8 protein-coding genes are annotated in these 21,840 nt (G+C 59.4%); 6 read left to right on the top strand and 2 right to left on the bottom strand.

All coding sequences use genetic code 11. The features are described from left to right. Positions 1-1,048: 1,048 nt before the first annotated feature. Complete coding sequence (locus V5E97_RS40465) at positions 1,049-2,551, top strand: replication initiator protein A (protein ID WP_406701366.1); 1,503 nt, start codon at positions 1,049-1,051, stop codon at positions 2,549-2,551. Between the two features lie 7 nt (positions 2,552-2,558). On the opposite strand, the gene V5E97_RS40460 is transcribed toward V5E97_RS40465, so the two are convergent. Both V5E97_RS40460 and V5E97_RS40455 read right to left on the bottom strand, forming a co-directional pair. Then, the gene (locus tag V5E97_RS40460) at positions 2,559-3,455 is read right to left on the bottom strand and encodes a ParB/RepB/Spo0J family partition protein (RefSeq protein WP_406701365.1); all 897 of its coding nucleotides are present in this window, start codon (positions 3,453-3,455) and stop codon (positions 2,559-2,561) included. After that, the gene (locus V5E97_RS40455) at positions 3,455-4,270 is read right to left on the bottom strand and encodes a ParA family protein (protein WP_406701364.1); all 816 of its coding nucleotides are present in this window, start codon (positions 4,268-4,270) and stop codon (positions 3,455-3,457) included. Before V5E97_RS40455 ends, V5E97_RS40460 begins: the two co-directional genes overlap by 1 nt. Positions 4,271-5,132: 862 nt before the next feature. Between V5E97_RS40455 and V5E97_RS40450 the strand changes: the two genes are divergently transcribed. The 5 genes from V5E97_RS40450 to V5E97_RS40430 all read left to right on the top strand — a co-directional run bounded on the left by V5E97_RS40450 (position 5,133) and on the right by V5E97_RS40430 (position 21,736). After that, the gene (locus tag V5E97_RS40450; protein WP_406701363.1) at positions 5,133-5,315 is read left to right on the top strand and encodes a hypothetical protein; all 183 of its coding nucleotides are present in this window, start codon (positions 5,133-5,135) and stop codon (positions 5,313-5,315) included. 49 nt (positions 5,316-5,364) lie between these two features. Next, positions 5,365-6,735, top strand: a complete 1,371-nt coding sequence (locus V5E97_RS40445) for a class I SAM-dependent methyltransferase (RefSeq protein ID WP_406701362.1) — start codon at positions 5,365-5,367, stop codon at positions 6,733-6,735. Beyond that, the gene (locus tag V5E97_RS40440; protein ID WP_406701361.1) at positions 6,717-8,315 is read left to right on the top strand and encodes a hypothetical protein; all 1,599 of its coding nucleotides are present in this window, start codon (positions 6,717-6,719) and stop codon (positions 8,313-8,315) included. The genes V5E97_RS40445 and V5E97_RS40440 overlap by 19 nt, the downstream gene beginning before the upstream one ends. A gap of 1,139 nt (positions 8,316-9,454) precedes the next feature. Continuing rightward, positions 9,455-19,342: an Ig-like domain-containing protein gene (locus V5E97_RS40435; protein ID WP_406701360.1), complete on the top strand. Its 9,888-nt coding sequence runs from the start codon at positions 9,455-9,457 to the stop codon at positions 19,340-19,342. Between the two features lie 183 nt (positions 19,343-19,525). After that, positions 19,526-21,736 (top strand): helicase-associated domain-containing protein, encoded by a 2,211-nt coding sequence (locus tag V5E97_RS40430; RefSeq protein ID WP_406701359.1) that lies wholly within the window; start codon positions 19,526-19,528, stop codon positions 21,734-21,736. The last annotated feature ends 104 nt before the right edge of the window (positions 21,737-21,840 follow it).

Raw genomic sequence — 21,840 nt, 5'->3', positions numbered from 1 at the left:
CAAGTCACCCCACTTCGGATCGAGCGAAAGCCCCCTCCGACCAACAATCCCCAGGCTTCGACGACCTGGCTCCTCGAACGAGTCAGCCAACTCGAGACCGAGAACCGATCTGCCTGGAAAGACTTGCTTGGCCGGCTCTCCTCCTCGTCGCCCCGTAAACCTTGAAAATCCACTCGGCCAGACATGGCCACCTTGAATCTGAGCCCAGATCACCTGCCGCTCAGTCGCTTGTCAGAGATTTATTTTTTCGTTTTAGCATGACCGTCAACGGTAATCTGGGCGAGCCTCGCAGGTTCGGCACCCTACTCTCTGCAGGAGAGTACCGATAGACCGGACATACTTACTGCCGCAGCATCGTGAGATCCTTGGGTGGGATTACCGATAGTCCGGACATACTTACCCTGCCCTGCCGGGAGCTCACTCGAACGCTCTTCCTCTGCCGATGAACCGGACATACTTTGTCTCGGCGTCCCATCCCGACCTATGATTCACGTACGTCCACCACGATTGTTCGGACATACTTTCTCCATGCCGCTCGACCCCACGATATCCTCTGAGCCCCGCTTTGTTTACCGATTAATCCGGCCCTGTTGGCTCTACGGCCTGAGTCTCGGTGCGTAAGCATGTTTTTGTGTACATGCCGATGAACCGGACATACTCGCCGCGGAGGTGCACCCGTGACAATTTGTATACTACCGATATTCGACCCATAGTTGCTTTTTGTCCATACCGATCGACCGGACATGAATAACCCGCCGTTTAGCGATTAATGAGACATACTTCTCACGATCAACCGGACATACTTCCCCTCTGCACCCACGATTAACCGGACATACCACTAGCGATTAACGGGACATAGTTAGGGTCCATAAGTTCTGCATCACAAAACACTTGCGGCGCCTAGAATTTGTATTAGACTCTTGTTTAGAAGAAAAGAACAACAACAGCTTACCGCTGTTTTGATGCTGTTTTTTTTTTTCGATCGTTCTCGAATCCGGAAGAACCGCTCACACCTTTTGCTTAACATCCTGAGCCCCGGGGAGCAGCGATGGACGATTGGGATCAGTCGATTGAGGAACCGGCCCGAATCGAGCACGTCGCGAAAAGCCCTTCGGCGCTTGATGCTGGCTGGAAGGATGAGCTGAACCTCGCCGAGTTTCCCATCGCCGCACTGACGGACCGGATTCCTGATGGGCAGACCACGTTGGTCTTTGAAGACAAGTTGGAATGCCGCGATAGTGCGCCGATCGTCCGGCGACTGACGATCATGGGAACGCACAAGCACGGCCTGCCAACCTCGTTGGATGACGAGGTCCTGGTCGGTCTGATCCAGTTGACGAAACGGCGAAACAACTTCACCGAGGCCAAGGTCGGATTTTCCCGCTACGAGTTGATCGAGCTGCTGGGTTGGCCTCAGAGCGGGCAGAGCTATCGCCGGATCGAAGAGGCACTGCATCGTTGGGTCGGCGTGGTCTTGATGTATGAGAATGCCTGGTGGGACAATAACGCCAAGAGTTGGGTCGATGAGAACTTCCACGTCCTGGACAACGTCACCCTCTACGATCGCGAACGGCGCCGGCCGGCGCCGCGAGCGGGCAAGCCGTTGAAGACCGAAAAGGCCCCCCTGCCCTTGTCGAGCTTCCGCTGGAACGAGGTCATCTTCCAGAGCTTCCAGAGCGGCAACCTCAAACAACTCGACCTCGAGTTCTATCTCCGATTGCGACTGCCGACGACCAAACGGATGTTCCGCTTCCTGGATAAGCGGTTCTACCGCCGGTCGCGACTTGACTTCGACTTAAGAACAATGGCATGTGAGCATATAGGAATGAGCCGGTCCTATGCGCCCACCGAGTTGAAGCGCCGGCTCAAGCCGGCCCTGGAAGAGCTCGAACAACTTGGCTTTCTCGAGCCGTTGAGCCTTGAGGAGCGGTACTCGTACGTCAAGCGAGGATGCTGGCGGATCATCCTGATCCGAGGGAAGGCGGGGCAGGCGGACGAGTCGCCCGTGGAGGAGGAGACGTCGGAGCTGATCGAAGTGCTCAAGTCACGTGGGGTGACGGCAAAGATCGCCGCCGAGCTGGTCGAGGCGCACCCCAGCGGGCGGATTCAGACCAAGGTGGATGTCTTCGACTGGCTCTTGCGCAACGGTGACAAGCGGGTCGGCAAGAATCCGGCCGGTTACCTCGTCGCGTCGATCCGGGCCGACTACCAGGCTCCGGGCGACTTCCCCACCGCTGCGGTGATCGAGGCGAAGACCGCGGCGACCGAGGTGGAACGAGCCGCCGAGGAGAATGGGCGTCAGGCCCGTCGCCGTGCTCGCGACGATTCGGAACGAGATCAGGCCCGGGAGACCGAGCTCCGCGCCGCCTGGGATCGACTCCAGGACGCGGAACGCGAGGCGATTCTGTCCGAGGTCAAGGAGGAGAACCCTGGCCTCGGTCGCTGGAAAAAGATGCTCGAGCCGCTTTGCCTCGTGGCGCTCGAAAAGCGGCTCGGCACGACCAAGGCGGCGCAACGGACCTTATTCCCCGAAGGCGAGCCCGACGCCTGATCCGCACTCAGGCGGCCTGACCGCGACTCTTCTTGCGGAGGGTCGCGAGGGCCGACCGCAGCGCCTCGACCAGCTCCTCATGCCCCACGTCCTCGGCCAAAGGAGTCAGGGTCACCCGCACCCGGCCGTCGGCGTTGTGGACCCAGGGCTTGGGAGCCGTCCCCCTGCTCTGTCTCGGCGTCCGGGTCACCATCTCACGCATGTCGTCGCGACGGAGCCGGCCCTGGGCCGCCTGGGCGGCGACTTCGACCTGGATCGCGGTGTCGTCGATCTTCGAGATCTCGTACGCGGTGTGCGGCGCGATGTCACCGGCGTCGACCGATGACTGGATTGAGTCGGGTAGCTCCAGAAGCGCCAGTGCCCTCGTGATCGTGGGAGGGCTGACCTGGAGCCGTTCGGCGAGTTGCCGTTGGGAGATCCCCAGCCGGCTCAGGAGCGTCTTGAACGCCTTGGCCTGCTCGATCGGCCTGAGATCTTCTCGCAAGCAGTTCTCGATGAGCTGGTCCTCCAGGATTTCCTCCGGCGCCGCGTTGCCAGACGCGACGACGCAGGCAATCGCCGTCAGGCCGGCGAGTCCGGCGGCTCGCCATCGCCGTTCGCCCACGACCACAACGTAACGATCCAGGGCCTCATCCCAGCGGACCCGGATCGGCTGGAGCTGCCCACGCTGCTTGAGGCTGGAGGCGAGCCGACTGAGCGATTCCGGGTCGAACTCGACGCGGGGCTGGTTGGGGTCGGCAACGATCCGGTCGAGCCGGATCTCGGCCGCCGCTTTCAGCCGCGAGCGGCCCTCGAATGACCTCGCTTCCGGGTCGGCTGCCATCGACTCGGATTCGGCCGGCAAGCGGGTCATTGACGCCAGCCGATTGATCCTTGCCTCGTCGGTCTGATTCGGCTTGGCCATCAGGCAACCCTCCTCGGCTCGTCGGCGACGCGGGCGTCGAGCCTCGCTAGGAGTTCGTCAGCCAGTGCGTCGATGGCTTTGGCCGCCGCTGAGCGTGGCTTGTAGGCGACGACCGGCTTGCGGAGCATGACCGACTCTTTGAAGTCTTTGGCGTGCGGCACGACCGTCTCGAAGACGGCGTCCCCATAGATCGCCCGCAGGTCAGCCGCATACCCCGCGTGAACCGCGAGCGACTTTTGAAACATCGTGAGCAAGAAGCCCAGCACGGTCAGTCGCGGATTGGCCCCCGCGCGGACGTGATCGATCGACCCTTGGATCGCCGCGACTCCTTGTGCCCCGTAGTCCTCGGCCTGGAGCGGGACCACGATCCCTTGCGCCGCGACCATGGCCGACCAAGCACACAGGTAAATGTGCGGTGGGCAGTCGATCAGGGTGAGGTCGAAGTCACCGGCGACTTCCCGCAAGGCGTCGCGAAGAATGTATTGGGAGTCGCCCGTGGTCCACGGTTCCAGGGCGTTGAACTTGTCCATCCGGCTCGATCCCGCCAAGAGCGAGACGCCGGGAACACTGGCCGGTCGGATCAGGGTTTCCATGTCGGCGTCGCAGGCGTCGTCGAACAGGCCCGCGATCGTCTCGCGAGGCTTCAAGTGGCGGGCGACCTCCGGCCCGAGCAGGCCCTGGGTCAGCGAAGCCTGGGGGTCGGCATCCACCAGCAAGATGCGCAGGCCTCGTCGGGCGAGCGTCCCTGCGAGGTGGTGGCAGGTCGAGGTCTTGCCGACCCCTCCCTTCTTGTTCAGAAACGCGATCGTTCGCACGGGTCGGGGCCCCCAAAAGAGGAGACTAAGCCAGGTCACCGGAGAGACGATTGATGCCGCGAACCGGATGACCCGTGGAACCCGAAGGCCTCGGGTCGAGAACCCTTCGGTCGTCCTACTCCAGTCTCCAAAAAAAACGAGCGTTACGCGGCGTAACAGCGATCCATCTATCGGCGCGTTACGCGGCGTAACATGAGCCCAGACCGGCGGCTGACTGTCCGCGCGTTACGCGGCGTAACAGGGGGACGGTTCGGCCGTCGGCTCTCTGCGCGTTACGCGGCGTAACAGGGGGGCGGTTCGGCCGTCGGCTCTCTGCGCGTTACGCGGCGTAACAGGGACCACTCAAAGAATGAGTCGGTGCGGGGCAGGGGACTCTTCGAGAGAAACCGGAAAGGGTCGACTTCGGTTCTGCCCTTGCGATCTGGTCGTCTCGATTCCGGTTCCGCTCCCTGCCGCAAAGTGGGTCAAGCAAAAAAGAGAACGACTCCCAACCAACCCCACCATGGGCTCTTGGAAGGAACTGATCCTCCGCATTGCGGGTGCAAGCTGGAATCTTGATTTGATTTAAGCATGATGCAGGGGGCGAGCCTTTCATGCGTCATATGCTCCATGCCGGCATTGACGCTTGGTTTCCATCGATGACCAGGTTCAACGCGATAAAAACTAAAAAAATCGGGGCCGTGGCGGGTCGAAATGACGCTTGGTTAAAGTATCGGATCTCACGCTTGCTTGTGTCGTTGGGTTGGGGGATGGTATGTCGCATACACCCTTGATCTCGGCCCCCCCCTCAGCAATGCGTTCCAAACCGTCGCACATGGCCAGCGAAGCTAAGTATCGGCCCAGTTGATGAGAGGGAACGCCCATGATGTGGCTCCTGCCGACCGCGCAAAATCTTCCGTTGGTCTTGGCCTATCTGGATCCTGGCAGCGGCAGCTTATTGCTTCAGGTGCTGATTGCCGGAATGTTCAGCAGCCTGTTTTTCTTGAAGTCCTCATTGGTCACGGTGCGGACTTCCGTTGGCCGCCTCTTCAAAAACAATGCATGAGGTCCATGGGACGCGATCAGAAGCTTCGTTTCGCGACCCCAACGGATTTATGTTCAAGCAGGACGGTGTCCTGTATCGCCAGGTAAATCACTCGTACCGGAGCGATTACGACCTCCTGATCGGCTCAGGTCTCTACGGCCGCCTCGTGGACGACGGTTGGCTCGTCCCGCATGAGGAGGTAGACCTGGCACTGGTCGACTCTGCAGTTGTCTACAAGGTGCTTCGGCCCGAGCTGATTCCGTTTATCTCTTATCCGTATGAATGGAGCTTCGGCCAGTTCAAGGCCGCGGCGCTTCTAACACTCGCGATTCAGAAGCGAGCCATTGAATACGGAATGACGTTGAAGGACTGCACCGCTTACAACGTCCAGTTCCGGAACGGGCGAGTGATCTTCATTGATACCCTCTCGTTTGAGGCGTATCGCGAGGGGAGCCCCTGGGTTGCCTATCGCCAGTTTTGCCAGCACTTTCTCGCGCCCTTGGCTCTCATGAGCCTGACTGACGTGCGGCTCAACCAGCTCTCACGCACGAACATCGATGGGATCCCGCTCGACCTGGCCAGCCGGCTCCTGCCGAAGCGAACGAAGCTTTGGCCGGCGTTAGCAATTCATATTCACTTGCACGCGAAAATGCAGACGGCTTACGCCGGTACGGCGGGGTTGGCTCGGTCTGCCAAGCGGCAATTCGGTCGCGGGGCGCTATTGGGCCTGATCGGTCATCTCGAGTCAGCGATTCGGCGTTTCCATTGGGAACCGGGAAAGACCCAATGGGCGGGCTACTACCAGGAGAATAGCTACACCGACTCGGCCTTGAGCCGGAAGGAAGCGATTGTCGCGGAATACCTCGACCGGATCAGGCCGGCGACCGCTTGGGACCTGGGAGCAAACACAGGCCGGTTCAGTCGGGTCGCCGCTGCGCGGGGGATCACGACGGTGGCCTTCGATGTCGACCCAGGCTGTGTCGAGCTGAACTACCTCGAGGTGGTCAAGCGAGGTGACTCGCGGATTTTGCCGTTGATGCTTGACCTACTCAATCCCAGTCCTGGTACCGGCTGGCAGAATCGCGAACGGGCGTCGCTCGTGAGCCGAGGTCCGGTCGACGTGATTCTGGCCTTAGCGCTGGTTCATCACCTGGCGATTGCCAATAACATTCCCCTGCTCAGTATCGCCGAGTTTCTGCAACAGCTTGGGCAAACGCTCCTCATTGAGTTTGTACCGAAACGCGATCCTCAGGTTGCTCGGCTTCTCGCAAGCCGTGAGGATATTTTCCCCGATTATCACCAAGATGAATTCGAGCGATGCTTTCGACAATACTTCGATATCGAGGCCTCGGATCCGATTCCGGACAGCGGTCGGGTGATGTACCTGATGCGGGGCAGGGGATCCCTGCCCGAAAGCAATGGGTGCTTCATCCCTTTCTGATCGGGATCTTCCCGATTCTCTCCCTCTACTCGCATAACGTCTACGAGGCGTCACCACGGTCCTTGGTGGCGCCAATCAGCTTGGTGCTGACCGTGACGCTTGCCGTCTGGCTATTACTGTGGCGGCTCTCACGGGACGGCCAGCGGGCCGCGCTGGCGACTTCGCTGGTCGTCGCGCTCTTCTTTGCATTCAACCACTGCCTGGTTGTGGTCGACACCACGCTCCAGGAGCTAAGCCAATTATGGGTCCGGAGAGGTTATCGGGAGCACCCCTGGATCCTGCTGTCGATCCTGGTGCTTGGAGCGGTTCCGGCGCGGAACTTGATCTTCCGGCGATTGAAAAACCCGGGACTCTGGTCGAGCTATCTCAACGTGTTCGCGCTGATCCTGGTCTTCCTGCCATCCAGTCACGTGGTCATGGCTCGGATCCGTGAACCCGCCGCGCCGATCATTCGAGCTGAAGGTGGGATCCCGTTGGCCCCGAAGCCGGGTCGGCTGCCGGATATCTACTTCATCATCCTGGACGCCTACGCGCGCTCGGACGTGATGAAGGAACTCTTCGATTACGACAACGAGGCGTTTCTGAACCGACTTGAGCAGAAGGGGTTTTTCGTTGCCCGCAAGAGCCGGTCTAACTATTGCCAGACGACCCTGTCACTGTCGTCAATATTGAACTGCGACTATCTCGACACATTGATTGATCCGTCGGCACGCGACACAGAGACGTTGTCCACGTTGATTTGCGACAATCTCGTCATCAAATCGTTACGGCCGCTCGGTTACAAGTTCGCGTCGTTCGCTTCAGGCTACGACATCACCGAATGTACCAAGGCGGATCTCTATCTCGGTCCTCGTCATCCGGCGGATAACTTCCAGATGCTGGTGATCCGCATGACGCCGCTGCGATTTTTACCATTCAAGAGCGAGTTTTGGGATTACTACACGTCGCTCCGTTTGCGGACCCTTTTTATTCTGGACTATCTCCCGCAGATTGCCGCCGAAGAGGCCCCGACATTCACGTTCGCCCATATCATCAGTCCACACCACCCTTTCGTCTTCGGAGAGAATGGTGAGGATGTCAGCCCGAGAGTTGGCAATGGTCCCAACGCGACGAGTCGACGAACCAAAGATTTCGACAACCCCACGAGCTACCGCGAATGCTACCGCAAGCAAGCGATTTTTCTGACCAAGCAGATCGAGCGGACGATCGATCGAATCCTCGCAGAGTCGCCCGAGCCTCCCATCATCATTCTTCAGTCCGATCATGGCTCGGGCTTGCGGCATCATTTGAACGACCTCGAGATGACCGACCTCCGCGAGCGGATGAGCATTCTGAACTGCTACTATTTTCCTGATCGCAATTACGAGGGGCTCACCGATCAGATCACACCGGTCAACTCGTTCCGGGTCGTTCTCAAGAATATTTTTGGAGCCAACTTGCCCCAACGAAGCAACCAAAATTTGTTTTCGACATACGATGATCCATTTAAATTTGTTGATGTAACGGATAGAATGAATTCAGATTTGGATTCGAAGAGAATCTATACGATGCCTGACAGCTACCCAGGCCTGGTGCATTGAGGTGATCCGAGGCACGTCAGGATTAGATCCATCAGCCACAAGGTGATCGCGAGTATTCGCACCGTGATTGGTCGGGCGGATCACCGGCCAAGCGATCTGTGCCGTTGGGGACCCAGCCCCCGATCGTGTGGCTTTCGCCCGGACGGGCTGATGGCGGTGGGGACGTACGTCACTCGTTGGTGGGCGGCTCCAGGCCGCGGTAGGGGAGGGGAGTAGCGGCCGGCGTTTAGCGGCGAACTCCTGGAGCCCATACAAGTGGACAGGGTTGCTCGGACAGTTCAAGGACCAATCAGTCCTGAAGTCGAGCTCCCCGTTGGTTCATTGGTATCCATTGCCAACGAATTCCGCGCTGGCTTTCGAGTTCCAATCATACCCCACTTTCGCTGTCTCAATCAGAAACAGCTACAGCAGGAAATATTAAGCGTATTTTGGTCGGTAGTGGCGTGTTTGCCTTCGTCATTGGTGGATGCCATCCAGGTCATGGACCGCACAGACGGGCAGGCGAGGTTGCCATTGGTTCGGCTTTCAATCCGCTCGAATCGAGGAGTGATTCAAAAAGGCAAAAACGATCAGGAAGGCACGACTAGACACGAGGAAGGTCTCATGACTATCCTTATTTGTTCCGCTTGGAACGCCCCCTAGATTATTCGTTCTGGGACGGGTATCGTCGTCTCCACAATGTGGTGGTGAAGGACGGTTGAGGTCCGAGACGCACCGACTTTTTGGCGTTTTTACCTCGTGAGTGGCTCGACATGGGAAGATCGAGCTCGATGAAGCTGCGCGCATTGCGTGAAGGTGCATGCATGGCGCCGATTTGTTCATCCTCTTTGTCCTTAAAATACCACAATCAGGAACATCCCAAAGAGCATTGTGTTGACGAACGCGAATCTAGGCTGATACCATACATGCAAGCTATCAAAAAGTGTGTCGTTCGCCGGCGTCATCCGGAAATGATGAGAAATGTTCGCGATGATGCGATTTGCAATCTTCACGCGTTAGTCGCCTCGATTTGACTAACGGCGCAGTCGGCTGCATGTTTGCTAGATTAACAGCATCCCCTTCCTCGACCCGACGTTGTGCTCGGCTCGTAAACGCCCTGGTCCAGGGTTGCGCTCAGATATTACAGCGGAGAGATGGCCATGCGTTCGGAACGGTCCGAAGTCAAAGCCAAAGCGGGCCACAATCGGGCCCTGGTTGGGTTTCGCCGCGAATCCGCTCGAAAGTCGGCGATGCGCCGGCTGACTCTCGAGGGTTTGGAGACGCGGACACTCATGGCGACCCTGCCCGGGTCGTTACTCGTATCGGTGCAGCAGTCGACTTTGCCCGCCCCATACGTTGATCCCAACGGGCCGGTCACCGTTTCGACGTCGCGAGGGGATGAGAGCTCGCCCTCGATCGCGGTCGACAAAAACAACCCACTGAAGCTGGCCGCAGTCTGGACCCGCAACGATCCGGCGTTTGCCGCCCCGACGCCGCAAGTCTTTATCGAAGGCGCGTACTCCAACAATGGTGGCCAGACCTGGACGAGCCTGTCCGGTCTCGGAACTGGGCTCCTCACCGATCCGACCAGCCCGGCGACGAACCAGATCCCCTATTCGCAAGCTACCGACGCAAGTGTCGCGTTCGACCGGAATGGGAACTTCTACGTTCTCACCTCGCAACACACGAATTCGACCGGTCCCAATAGCCCCAATGCGCTGGTGCTCAACGGCTATAACTTTACGACGAACACCGCGAGTCAGTTTTTGTCAAAGGTTGTTTATCAGTCAACCCAGGATATGGCGTTGACGCCAATGCTGGCGATTGATGACAACTTGTCGAGCTATACCGACACCGACGCCCTAAATCAGAGTTACACCCAGACCGATCCTTACGCCGGCAATATTTATGTGGCTTGGGCCACGAATGACCAGCCTCATCAAAACGCGGTCAATTTCAATCCGAACCGGATCTTGATGGTTGCCTCGTCGGATGGCGGGTTCAATTTCTCGGGCCCGGTTGTGCTCAACAGCAACGGCAATAATGGCGGCACCGGTACGCAGCGTGCCACAACGCCGCAGTTGGCGATCAGTCAAGGTCGACCGGCGAATCCGGCGCTCTACGGTCCGGGCGACACGGGGATTCCCGGTGGTCAGGTCACGGTCATTTACGATGATTTCAACAGCGGGCTGCAAAACAGCCCGCCGACCGATGTCATTCGGGCCAATCGGACGCTAGGCGCCGCCGCTCAGACGTTCAACGGGCTCGCGGGCCCGGTTTCAATTGCTGCGTCAACGACGAACAATTACACGACGCTTGTTGATATTACGAACGCAAATTTCTCGCAACTCAGTGACCTCTCGGTCAGCATTATCCTGACTCATACGGCAGTCAACGATCTGAACATTCAGTTGATCGCGCCGGACGGCACGACGATCGTCCTGACGCCGAATGGCGGAGCCGCCGCCGGTGGAGCGTCCGGGGCAAATCTTGGTGTGACCGCCAACGGTCAGCAGTCGCCGACGATCTTTACCGACAGAGGGGTGTCCGCACGCCCGATCGGCAATCCCAACAGCACTTCGCCCTATATGGGCTATTACCGGCCCGCGGGGGGGAACCTGAACGGGCTTTTCGGCGGCCGGACGGCAGCGCAGCTCAATGGCACCTGGACGCTGCGGATCATCAACGCGAATACAACCGTCGGCAGCCTTCGGAGTTGGGCGCTCAATTTCACTTCGGGGATGTTGCCGATCCAGAATACCGTGGTCACATCGACCTTTGTTCGTGGGGCGATGGCCGCTCCTTATCCGCTGGGGGCCGCGGTCACTGGCAAGGGGATCGGCCCTGGCATTTCGCTCGCGTCGGACAACACGTTGGGGGCGTTCAGTCCCTATCAGGGGCGGCTCTATGCCGCGTTCACCGACCGCTATAACAACACGATCAATCCCGCCGACAACACCGACATCTTCATGATGGTCTCCGACGACGGTGGTCGGACCTGGGGCTTTCCCAGCACTTTCAATCCCGGCGTAACTGGCAATGGCGGCCGGCTTCAAGTCAACGATGACGTGGGCGCCAGGGACGGGTTCTCCGAAGGGAGCACGGGCGTATCGGGCCGACCGCAGTTCCAGCCCCAAGTTCAAGTCGACGTGACAACCGGCTCGGTGGTTCTCTCCTGGCTCGACGCCCGCAACGACGCGGCGCGTGCCCGAGTGACCACCTATGTTGCGGCGAGCAACAACGGCGGTCAGATCTACGCGCCGCAAGTGTATGCAAATCGATCGCAATACGCTGTGGATGCGATCACGGGAGAGGTAGTCAATCTCGGCCCGATCCCCGACAACCAGTCGAGCGGTAATCCCAATACCGATGGGACCTTTGGATTCGGGACGCATCAGGGCCTGGCCGTTTACGGCGGCAACATCTACCCGATCTGGTCGAGCAACGAAAACAGCATCAATGACATCAATGGCCTGGAACGGCTCAATATCCGGACGGCCAAGCTGGCGATCTCGGGGGGGCCCCGGATCATCCACAGCACGATGGGGGCAGTCGGCCTGCCCAATGACCCGATCAATCCTCAGTCGCCCAATGCGGCCCCTACGGTCAGTGCGTTCGAGGTCACATTTGACCGCCCGATTAATCCCGTGACGTTCGCCTCGTTGCTGGTGAGCGTCTACTATCGCGATACGACGACAAACGGCTTGAGTGTGCCGATTCCCGTTCAGTCGGTTGAATTTATTCCGTCGGGAACCGATCCGGCCAATCCCAACAATCGATTCGGATACACTCGCTTCCGAATCCATTTTGCGCCACAGACTCGCGTTGGTACGTACAGCTACATCATCAAACCGAGTGATCCGAATAACCCAGGGATCCAGGACCGAATCCGCAATCCGAATGCGATTGCTCCGTTGTCGCCCCTGGGCAACTATATGGATCAGAACGCCAATGCGGTGACCCACGAACAGACGGGGAGTGGGCAGCTTGGCGATGCCTACGCGGCTCCGAACCCGACCTCGGCCAACAACGCGGCCTGGATTGATGGGACGTTCGTTCCTGGTCCCTACGATCAGGATACGCTCCCCCTGGTTCTGGGCGGTCCGCGCCTGATCAGTTCCCACGTCTCGGGCGCCCCATTCACCTCGGATAATCTTGTCCTCAATAACACGGTCAACTCGATCGACGTGACCTTCGACCGCGATATGGATCCGTCGAGCATCACGCCAGCCAGCATCCTCCGGATCATGGGGCCGAGTGGGGAGATCGTTGCGACCGCCACTGATCCCTTCACCATCCTGGCCAACCCGTTGGGGACCGATCCCAACCCCACGTCGCCGAGGACGTATCGGATTGGCTTCGCCAGGCAGCAGCTTAGTGGCACGTACACGATTGTTCTGGCATCGAGCATTCGATCTGCGGCCGGCGATCTGCTCGACTCCAATCTGAATGCGGGTGTCGCGCTGCTCAAGCAGACTCCGACGGCCACGACGATTCCTCTAACCTTCCCCTCGACCGGGTCGCAGAACTCGATCCCGATTGCTCCGCAGCAGACGATCACTTCAACGATCAACATTCCTGAGACGTTCCTGGCACAGGGCGTCACACTGATCCTGAACATCAATTACCCGTACGATCCCGATCTCGAAGCCTCGTTGATTGGGCCCGACGGGACCGTTGTCAAGCTGTTCACGGGCGTCGGAAGTACGGGCACTCAGGCCAACTTCAACAACACGATCTTCGATGATACGGCAACGACGCTGATTCAGAACGGCGGCCCCCCGTTCTTCGGCCGGTTCCTCCCGCAACAGCCTCTGAGTGCGTTTAACGGGAAGAACGTGGGTGGAGCATGGACACTCCAGATCAAGAGTAACGCCGTCTTGAATTCGGGCCGGATCGGATCATTCGGCAACTGGTCGCTCTCATTCAAGAAGAGTGTCCAGGACAGTGGCCTGGGTGAGCTTGTCGCCGACCAGACGTCCGTCGGGTTCCGAATCTTTACGACCAATCCGATCGACCCGCTGGCCCACAACACCTGGACTTCCGTCGGGCCGACCTCCACCACGCATACCACGACCGGCTACGGATACTCGGGTCAAATCGGTGGGATCGCGATCGATTCGTCGGACCCCTCTGGCAATACGGTTTTCGTTGCCGGATCCAGCGGTGGAATCTGGAAGACCACCAACTTCCTGACGACCGACCCCAACGGACCGACCTATGTTCCGCTGACCGATTTCGGCCCCAGCTTCGGCATGAACATCGGCAGCATTGCCGTGTTCTCCCGCAACAATGATCCGAAGCAGTCGATCGTCATCGCGGGCACCGGATTCGCTGATGGCAGCCAGAGCAATGGGCAGGTGATTGGCGGCAACACCAGCCGTGGAGTTGGATTCCTCCGCTCGATGGATGGTGGTGCGACCTGGACCCTGCTGGACAGCACCAATAACAACCTTCCCTTCTCGGCGCCTCCTGGGTCTCCGTTCCAGCGCGATCACCTGTTTGCCCAGCTCGGTGCATCGGGGCAGGGAACAAGCACCTACAAAGTAGTTGTCGATCCCAAGCCGACGGTTGAAGGCAATGTAATCGTCTATGCCGCGCTGGCAGGGGCCAACGGTGGCCTCTGGCGAAGCCTCGACACCGGTCAGACCTGGCAGAAGCTCTCCACCGACAGCGTGCACGGGACGACCGCAACTGATATCTCGCTCAACCTCAATAGCGCCATCCCGAACGCGGTCAACAACCCGACGGGGAACGTCAACGTCATCAACGTGGCATTCCAGGGGTCGGGTGTTTATATCAGCCCGAACCGAGGTCAGTCACTCAATCTGATGGCCGGAAACGGCTTCTCACCACTCATCCGCGACCTGGATTACACTCCGCCCTCGGCCATCTCCGTTGCCGGAGGCACATTCCCCTCGAATCCAGGCCGGATCGTGCTGGCCCGGCCCGACCCGTTGGTGCCCAACCCGAGAGACCCTCAAAACATCATTTATGAGGGTTGGCTTTACGCGGCGGTCGCCGCGCAGGACGGGAATTTCCTGGGTCTTTATATGACCAAGGACAATGGCACCACCTGGACCTTGCTCCAGACGGGTTATGCACCGGTGAACGGTCTCAAGGCCGCGTTGCCGAGTAACGACCCGAACCGGCCGGAATACGCGCCCACCACCAGCAGTGGCCTTCCTGGCAGCTCGAATTACAACATCGCGTTGACGATCGATCCGACCAATCCCAACATCGTCTACCTGGGGGGAACCTCGGTGGGCCAGCAGTCGGGGCTGTTGCGGATCGATAGCTCCAAAGCCTTCGATTCCCACGCCGCGGTTGCGTATGACGGCAGCCGGCCTGACGGTGGCCTGCTCCAGATCAGGACCGAAGGCCGTGCCCAGGTCAAAGTGGTGACCGACGGGCTTCCGTCGGTGGGAACGGTGTTCGGCAACTTCGTCTTCTTCGACGCGAGCCGGACTCAGTACCTCAACTTGATTTCCGACCCTGACGCACCGTTCCAGACGAATACGACGCTTTATCTCGACAACGTCAGGAGTGTGGCCAGCGGCGGAAACGGCTTTACCAACGACGGGTCGGGTGTGACCTGGATTCCCTTCGACCGATTGCTCCTCGGCGGCCCCTCGGATAGCAGGCCCTCCACGGGTCTGCACCGTGTGATCTCGATCATCGACCCGCTGACCGGCCATGCCCGGTTGATCTTCGGGAATGATCAGGGGGTCTTCACCGGAGTCGATGACAACGGTTCCATCAGCCTGGGCATCGGGTCGCAGGCCTCGCCGACCTACTCTCGCAACGGCAATCTGGCGATTGGCCAGTTCTTCTATGGGGCCGCTCAGCCGAGCAATGTCGCCGCACAGATCGCGCAGGCCCTGGTTTACGGCAACGGAGTCCATACCGGGATTGGCACATCGAATCCCGATGTGTTGAGCGATGGCGACCTTTCCTGGGTGGCTCCGATCGAAGACCCCTTCCTGCAACAACTCCGAGGAGAAACGAGCGGCGTCGGTGTGCAGACCGACCAGCAGAACCGGGGCATCGTCTATCAGTACCTCTTCCCCGGTCTTGGCGGCAACTTCACTGACTTCTTCCAGGTCAGCCTCAACGGCTCACCGTTTATTTCCCGGACCACGGGCCTGATTCAGAACAGCGGGACGCGTGATCCTCAGTGGACCGACGGCGCGACGTATGGCAACGGCCTGACCCAGGGAAATTTCACAATCAACCCGATCAATGGTGATCAGGTGATTATGAGCTCGAACCAGGGCCGGGTCTTCGCGACCATCAATCAGGGGAGTTCCTGGTTGGTGATCGCCGAGCCGACCTCACTCGACGGGACGTACGCTCCGGCTCTGGCCTTCGGTGCTCCCGATCCGAACAGCCCCGGCGGTATCGGTAACCTGAATAACTTTGTCTATGCGGGCACGGTCGGTGGCAAGATCTTCGTCACCCAGACCGGCGGCGGTACGGTTGGCGGCGGCAATGCCTGGACCGACATCTCGACCGGTCTCGACGGCTCCCCCGTTCTCAAGATTATCACCAACCCGACTCGTGGGAACCATGAGGCGTATGCCGTCACCCATCGGGGGGTGTTCCACACCGCGGACTCGCTCGCCTCGGGATCGGCCCAGGTCTGGAGGAATATTACCAGCAACCTGTTCTCGATCATGAATCCGGCGTTCGGCAACAACAATCTGTCCGATACCCAGGCCAAGTATCTGTCGTCGATCGTGGCCGACTGGCGATATGTGATCCCCGACAATCCGGGCGTGGCGAATGGCCCGACTCACCCGGTCCTTTACGTCTCGGCCGAGTCTGGCGTTTACCGGTCACTCGACGATGGGCTCACATGGGCACTCTATCCCAACACCATCTTTGACGGTGCCCCGAGAGACGGTGGCATGTTGCCAAACGTCCATGTCACCGATCTTAACCTGTCGATCGGTTACATCGATCCGACCACCGGCCGTGCGGTGGCTCAGCCTGGCGATCCCAACGACCTGTTTGCGACCACCTACGGCCGTGGAACGTTCGCGATCCGCTTGGCTCCGATTGTCTTCCCCAACACGACGGCTCAGCCGAATAATATCAGCCTCGACCCGAGCATTGCCGCGGGAACCACACCCGCCGGAATTCCGCTCGTTACGCCCACCTCGTCCCGGCCGATCATCAACGGCTACAGCGAGCAGACGGCCTTCGGCAACACCGTGCTGATCACCATCTACGACGTGACCGATCCGAATAACCGCAAGTTGATCGGCGGTTACGATCCGACAAATCCTGGCACCAACACGGCGGCCAATCAGACCGACGCCTTCGGCAAGTACTCGATCCAGGTCAACCAATCGGCGTTCACATCGAATGGCCTCAAGACGATCGAGATCCAGGCCACTGATGCTTCGGGGACGACGGGGAACAAGGTTAATTTCACCTTCCAGCTCCAGGCGAACAACCTGGGCTTGCCGGTTCCGCCCGCGACACCCACCATCGGGCTCTCTCCCTTCGATGACTCGTCGAACGGCCAGAAGATCACCAACATCACGTTGCCCCACATCCTGGGTCTGACCGACCAGAACGTGACCGTTGAATTGTTCTTTTCGGTCGGTGGCAACCCGGTTGGGGCCGCCCTGGCCACGGGCACGAGCGACCTCAACGGTAACTTCATTCTTCAATTCTCGACCCCGTTGACCGACGGTCTCAAAACCGTGCAGGTCAAGGCGACCAACCTGTTCGGCTCGACGATCAGCCTGCCATTGAACTTCACGATCGACACGGTGGCGCCGAGCAACTCGCCCAGTCTCGGGATCCTCCCTGCCGACGATACCGGAATTGTCGGTGATGGAATCACCAGCAACCATCGTCCTCGCTTCGTCGGGACGACCGAGCCGGGTAACGTTGTCGTTATCTACAACTCAGCAAACCTCACTGTCCCGCTTGGCCAGGCCCAGGCCGACACCACGACGGGTCAATACTCGATTCAGCTTCCCAACGATCTCCGGAACGGCAACATCACGATCGTGGCGCGGGCCCGTGATATCGCCGGCAACCAAGGGCCGATTGGCAGCCCGTTCAATCTGACAATCACCACAGTGGGAGGAGACTACACCGGTGATGGGAAAGCCGACTTCTCGCTCTTCTTCCGGGGCAGCCAGGCACAATGGCTGATCCAAGGGGCGACGAACGGCACACCCTTCGGCGTCGGGACGCTTGACGTTCCCATCCAAGGTGACTTCAACGGTGATGGCAAGGAAGATCTGGCCTACTATCGTCCGAGCACCGCACAGTGGTTCGTTCAAGGGATCTTCGGCGGTGTCCAGTACGGCCAGTCGTTCGTCGATATCCCAGTCCCGGGCGACTACCTGGGGACTGGCGTCACCTCCATTGCGATTTACCGACCCACCACGGGTGAGTGGTTCATCCCCAATTCTCCGGGCCCGATTCCACAGTTCGGCGGGGCGGGTGATATTCCGGTTCCGGGCGATTACGACGGCATTGGCCGTACCCAGCTTGCCGTGTACCGGCCAAGCACCGGGCAGTTCTTCATCGCGGGTCATGCCCAGCCGATCCAGGTCGGCAGCCCGGGACAGATTCCCGTTCCTGGTGCCTACGATAACAGCCTGACCTCCCACAAGGTGGAACCGGCCGTCTACGATCCGGCTAGTGGCACCATGACGATCATGGGGCCGAACAACCAGCTCAGGACGGTTCAGTTCACCCCGGGAAGCATTCCCGTTCCGGGCGACTACGACGGCGTTGGCAGTGATGAGCCGGCCGCCTTCGATCCCACGACCAACACCTGGACGATTTACGCTCCGGGAAGTAACCTGCCTCGGACCGCCAACTTCGGTGGAGCCAAAGGCGGGGGCGTGGCGGTCGCCGCTCCTTACGCTTACCGGAAGCTTCCGGTGGCCGGAGACTTTACGGGCGTCGGGCAGGCCCAGAACACGCTCTTCCGTCGCTCGAACCCGCAGGCTCAGTGGTTTATCCCGGGAGCAACCGGCCCCAACGGAATCGCGTTTGGTGTGGGTAGCACCGACATCCCGCTTCTGGGCGACTTCAACGGTGACGGCCGGTCCGACCTGGCCGTCTATCGGCCGAGCACCGCTCAGTGGTTGGTGCAGGGTATCTTCCCCGCCAATGGAATCCAGTTCGGCTACGCCAACGTCGATCTTCCCGCCCCGGCCGACTACTACGGGACGGGTACCACCACGCTGGCTACCTTCCGGCCCACCACCGGAGAGTGGTTCATCGCCGGCGACGGTACGCCGATCAAGCTTGGCCGTCAGGGGGACACCCCCGTCCCGGCCGACTACGACGGCGACGGCAAGGCGGACATCGCGGTCTTTGAACCCGCCAGCTCGACCAACCCCACTCGTTGGTTGATTCGCGGGTCCAGCAGCGGCTTGCAGACCATCGTCTACGGAGGCGCCAACGACATTCCCGTTCCAGGCGACTATGACGGGGTCGGCCGGTCGCAAATCGCCGTCTTCCGGCCAGGCTCGGCTCTCTGGTACATCGCCGGCCACGGGCAGCCGATCCAGTTCGGTGGCACCAAGGACATCCCGGTTCCAGCCGACTATAACGGCGACGGCAAGATCGACATCGCGGTTTACAGGCCAAGCAGTGGCCAGCTCTTCATCGCCGGAACCGCGCAGCCGATCCAGTACGGCGGCACCAAAGACATCCCGATCAATGCACCGTTCATCTACCGAACTCTGAGCAACAAGATCAGTGCGACGAGCACGCTCGATTTCGGCAGTCAAGCGGTTGCCTTGTCGACCGTTGTCACGCCCAGCGTTTCGGCCGCAGCAACCAATGCCGCGCCGACCCCGACCTCAACTTCGCCGACCCCGACGCCTACCTCGGCTTCCGCACCTCCTCCGGTTGCCGCTCGCGGTCATCGGCGTGTCAACCAGCAGAAAAGCCAGGCCAATACGGTCAAGGCTCCATTGAACCGATTGAAGGCCGCTCAGCTCAACGGCTCAGTCTTGGCCTCGATCCTCGGCCGGCTCGGCCGGCTTGGCAAACGTCCCTCCTGAGGTCTGAGTCTTCCCGTCAACAATGCTTCGCGGGCCGCGTGGAACTGGGCGATTTCGCCCGGCTTCACGCGGCCCTTCTCATTCGCTCAACCTTCACGCCTTGACTCTGAATCAATCCAGGTTCAATTTTGATTCGTAACTTTGAAAGGCAAGACCAGGCAAGCGGCGATTGCGAGGCAAGAGATGAGTTACGGGTCGCGGATCAGGCCGAAAGAGAAGGAGTTTCGCAACCACCTTCAGAAAGCCTATCGCCGCGAATCCCTGACGATCTGGGATGCCAAGTGGCATGCGCTTTCGATCCAAGCCCGTTACTTCTTCCTCTATGTGGTCAAGTTCGACGTTGAGAAACGCTTGGCAAAACCCAACGCGGCCGGTACCGGTGTGTCGATCAACCGGTTCCCCTCATCGATTCTGAAGGAGCTAATCGCCGCGGGATTGGTCGAGATTGCAGCCGCCCGGTCCAGGGCGTTCAGCGATCAGGCGATCGTTTGTGACGAGGCCTACGACTTCACGACGCGCCTCCATGCGTTGCAACGACACCGTCTACTCGCTTCCGGGAAATCGAGCGAATTTCGAAAATATATCGATGAAGTTTTTGTGGGTAATGAACTCGATGGGGTTCTTCAATCGATACTTCGCAATCAGCAAATCCTTGATGGCTTTCAAATTGAAAACGTTATTCAGAGGTATATTTTTTCTTCTTTATGGCCGGAGTGGGTCGCGGCAGCTCTGAAGGAGCCGTTGGTGGAGAAGATCCTGGAGGTGATCCTCCAGGCCGCCGGGCCGGTGTCGTTGGTGGGATTGGCAGGCTGGATCGAGGGGAGCGATCCTGCGAAGGTCCGTGAAGTGATAGACACGCTGATCGCTCACCTAGTGCTCGTCGAGGATCTCGAGCCCAAATCGTGGGAGGTGATCGTGGGGTTCCTTCCTACGGTTCGCGAGCAGTTGATCCGCAATCGCCAGCCTCGCGAACGCCCCCCACTCCAGGTCTGCGAACGCCCCAAGGAGGTTGGACCGAGTGAGAGCGTCATCGTCAATGACCTTCGTGGCGTACTCTTGGAGATCGCGAGTGAGCCGCCCCGAGTCCGCCAGGACCAGTGCTTGTTCTCCAAGGAGATTGAACGATTTCAGACCGTTCTGGAACCCTTGGCTGACTGGCTGTTGAAGGTTCTGAGATGGACCAACGAGGCGCGTGTCAACCAGGCCATCGCCTGGGCCAGAGCCCTCCAATTGGTCAATGATGTTGCTGAGGGAATGCAAGTCCTGCTCCAGCTCAATTCCAGGGGGCACAAGTGGTTGTCCAGCGACCTTGCTGATCAGTACCAGGGAATTTACAACCTTTTAAATGCCGACAAAGACAGAGATGCAATGTTTACCATGCACCTGGATTGGTCCGCTACACGGTTCGATGATTTCAGCAATCTGAGCGTCACGGATTTCCGCTTTCTCGGAGAGCACGTGACGGCCGTCCGGATTATCAATGGGAAACGCGTCCCTCACTACTGGGACGCCAAGCTGAGCGATCATAAAGCGTTGAGGGCGTCCCTCGACGAGGCGTTGAACTTGTTGAAGCCCGGGGTTTACTACCGGTTGGACAGTGTGGAAACCCATCTAGTCGCCCGAGAGCACAATCCGTTGAACCGAGGGCTCGACCCGGACCAGGTCGCGGTCTTCTGGCGCACCCGGCTGGTTCCTACTCAGGACAGTGCGCGTGAGGTGATCGGCCGCAACTTGATCAACGCATTTGTACGACAACGACTGATCCCGCTCGGCTGCGTCCAGGTGGCGATCGATGCGGAAGATCAAGTCTGCATTGCCCGTGACCGACGGTATGACGCCTATTTCGGCCGTGAGATCACGCGCGAGGATTGGAGTCCGACAACTGGTGCTGAGGCCCGCGTGATCGTTCAGCCCGATTTCAGCGTAATCGTGATTGGGCTGAATCCAGCTCCTGCCGCGGACCTGGCCCAGTTCTGCGAGCGAGCCGCAACAGGGAGTGGCCAAGGGGCGTTGGTCCTGAAGATTACCCGGGACTCGGTCGTCAAGGCGGTCGGCCTCGGTCTCAAGCCCGTGGAGATCCTCCGACGGCTCCAACTTCACGCAAGTAACGGAGTACCGGCGAACGTACTACGTGAAGTTGAGGAGTGGGCGAACTGGGTGCGTCAGATCACCACTTCAACTTTGACCGTGCTGCGCTGCCCTGACCAGGCGACGGCCGACCGTGTCGTCTCCGCGTTGAAACGCCAGGCTGAGCGTCTTAGCAATACGATTGTCGCGATCGACCTGAAAAAATTGACGACCATCGAACGGAGCAAACTGCGCAACCATGGAATCATCATCCAAAAGGGTATCGAGACCAATACGCATCAGTCAAAGGCGAAACATCGGAGATAGGAATCTCGATGTCATGATTTACGACTGCCTCAATTCGATCGATTCCCGTTCGTTGGCCGGCGAACTGGACGGGGTCAGTGTCTGCGGCTGAGGCATGCTTCCAA

The organism is Singulisphaera photorubra (genome assembly GCF_045290345.1).
In the GTDB taxonomy this organism is placed as follows: domain Bacteria; phylum Planctomycetota; class Planctomycetia; order Isosphaerales; family Isosphaeraceae; genus Singulisphaera.
Note: the sequence above shows the minus strand (reverse complement) of the source record. Positions and strands in the feature narration are given on the sequence as shown.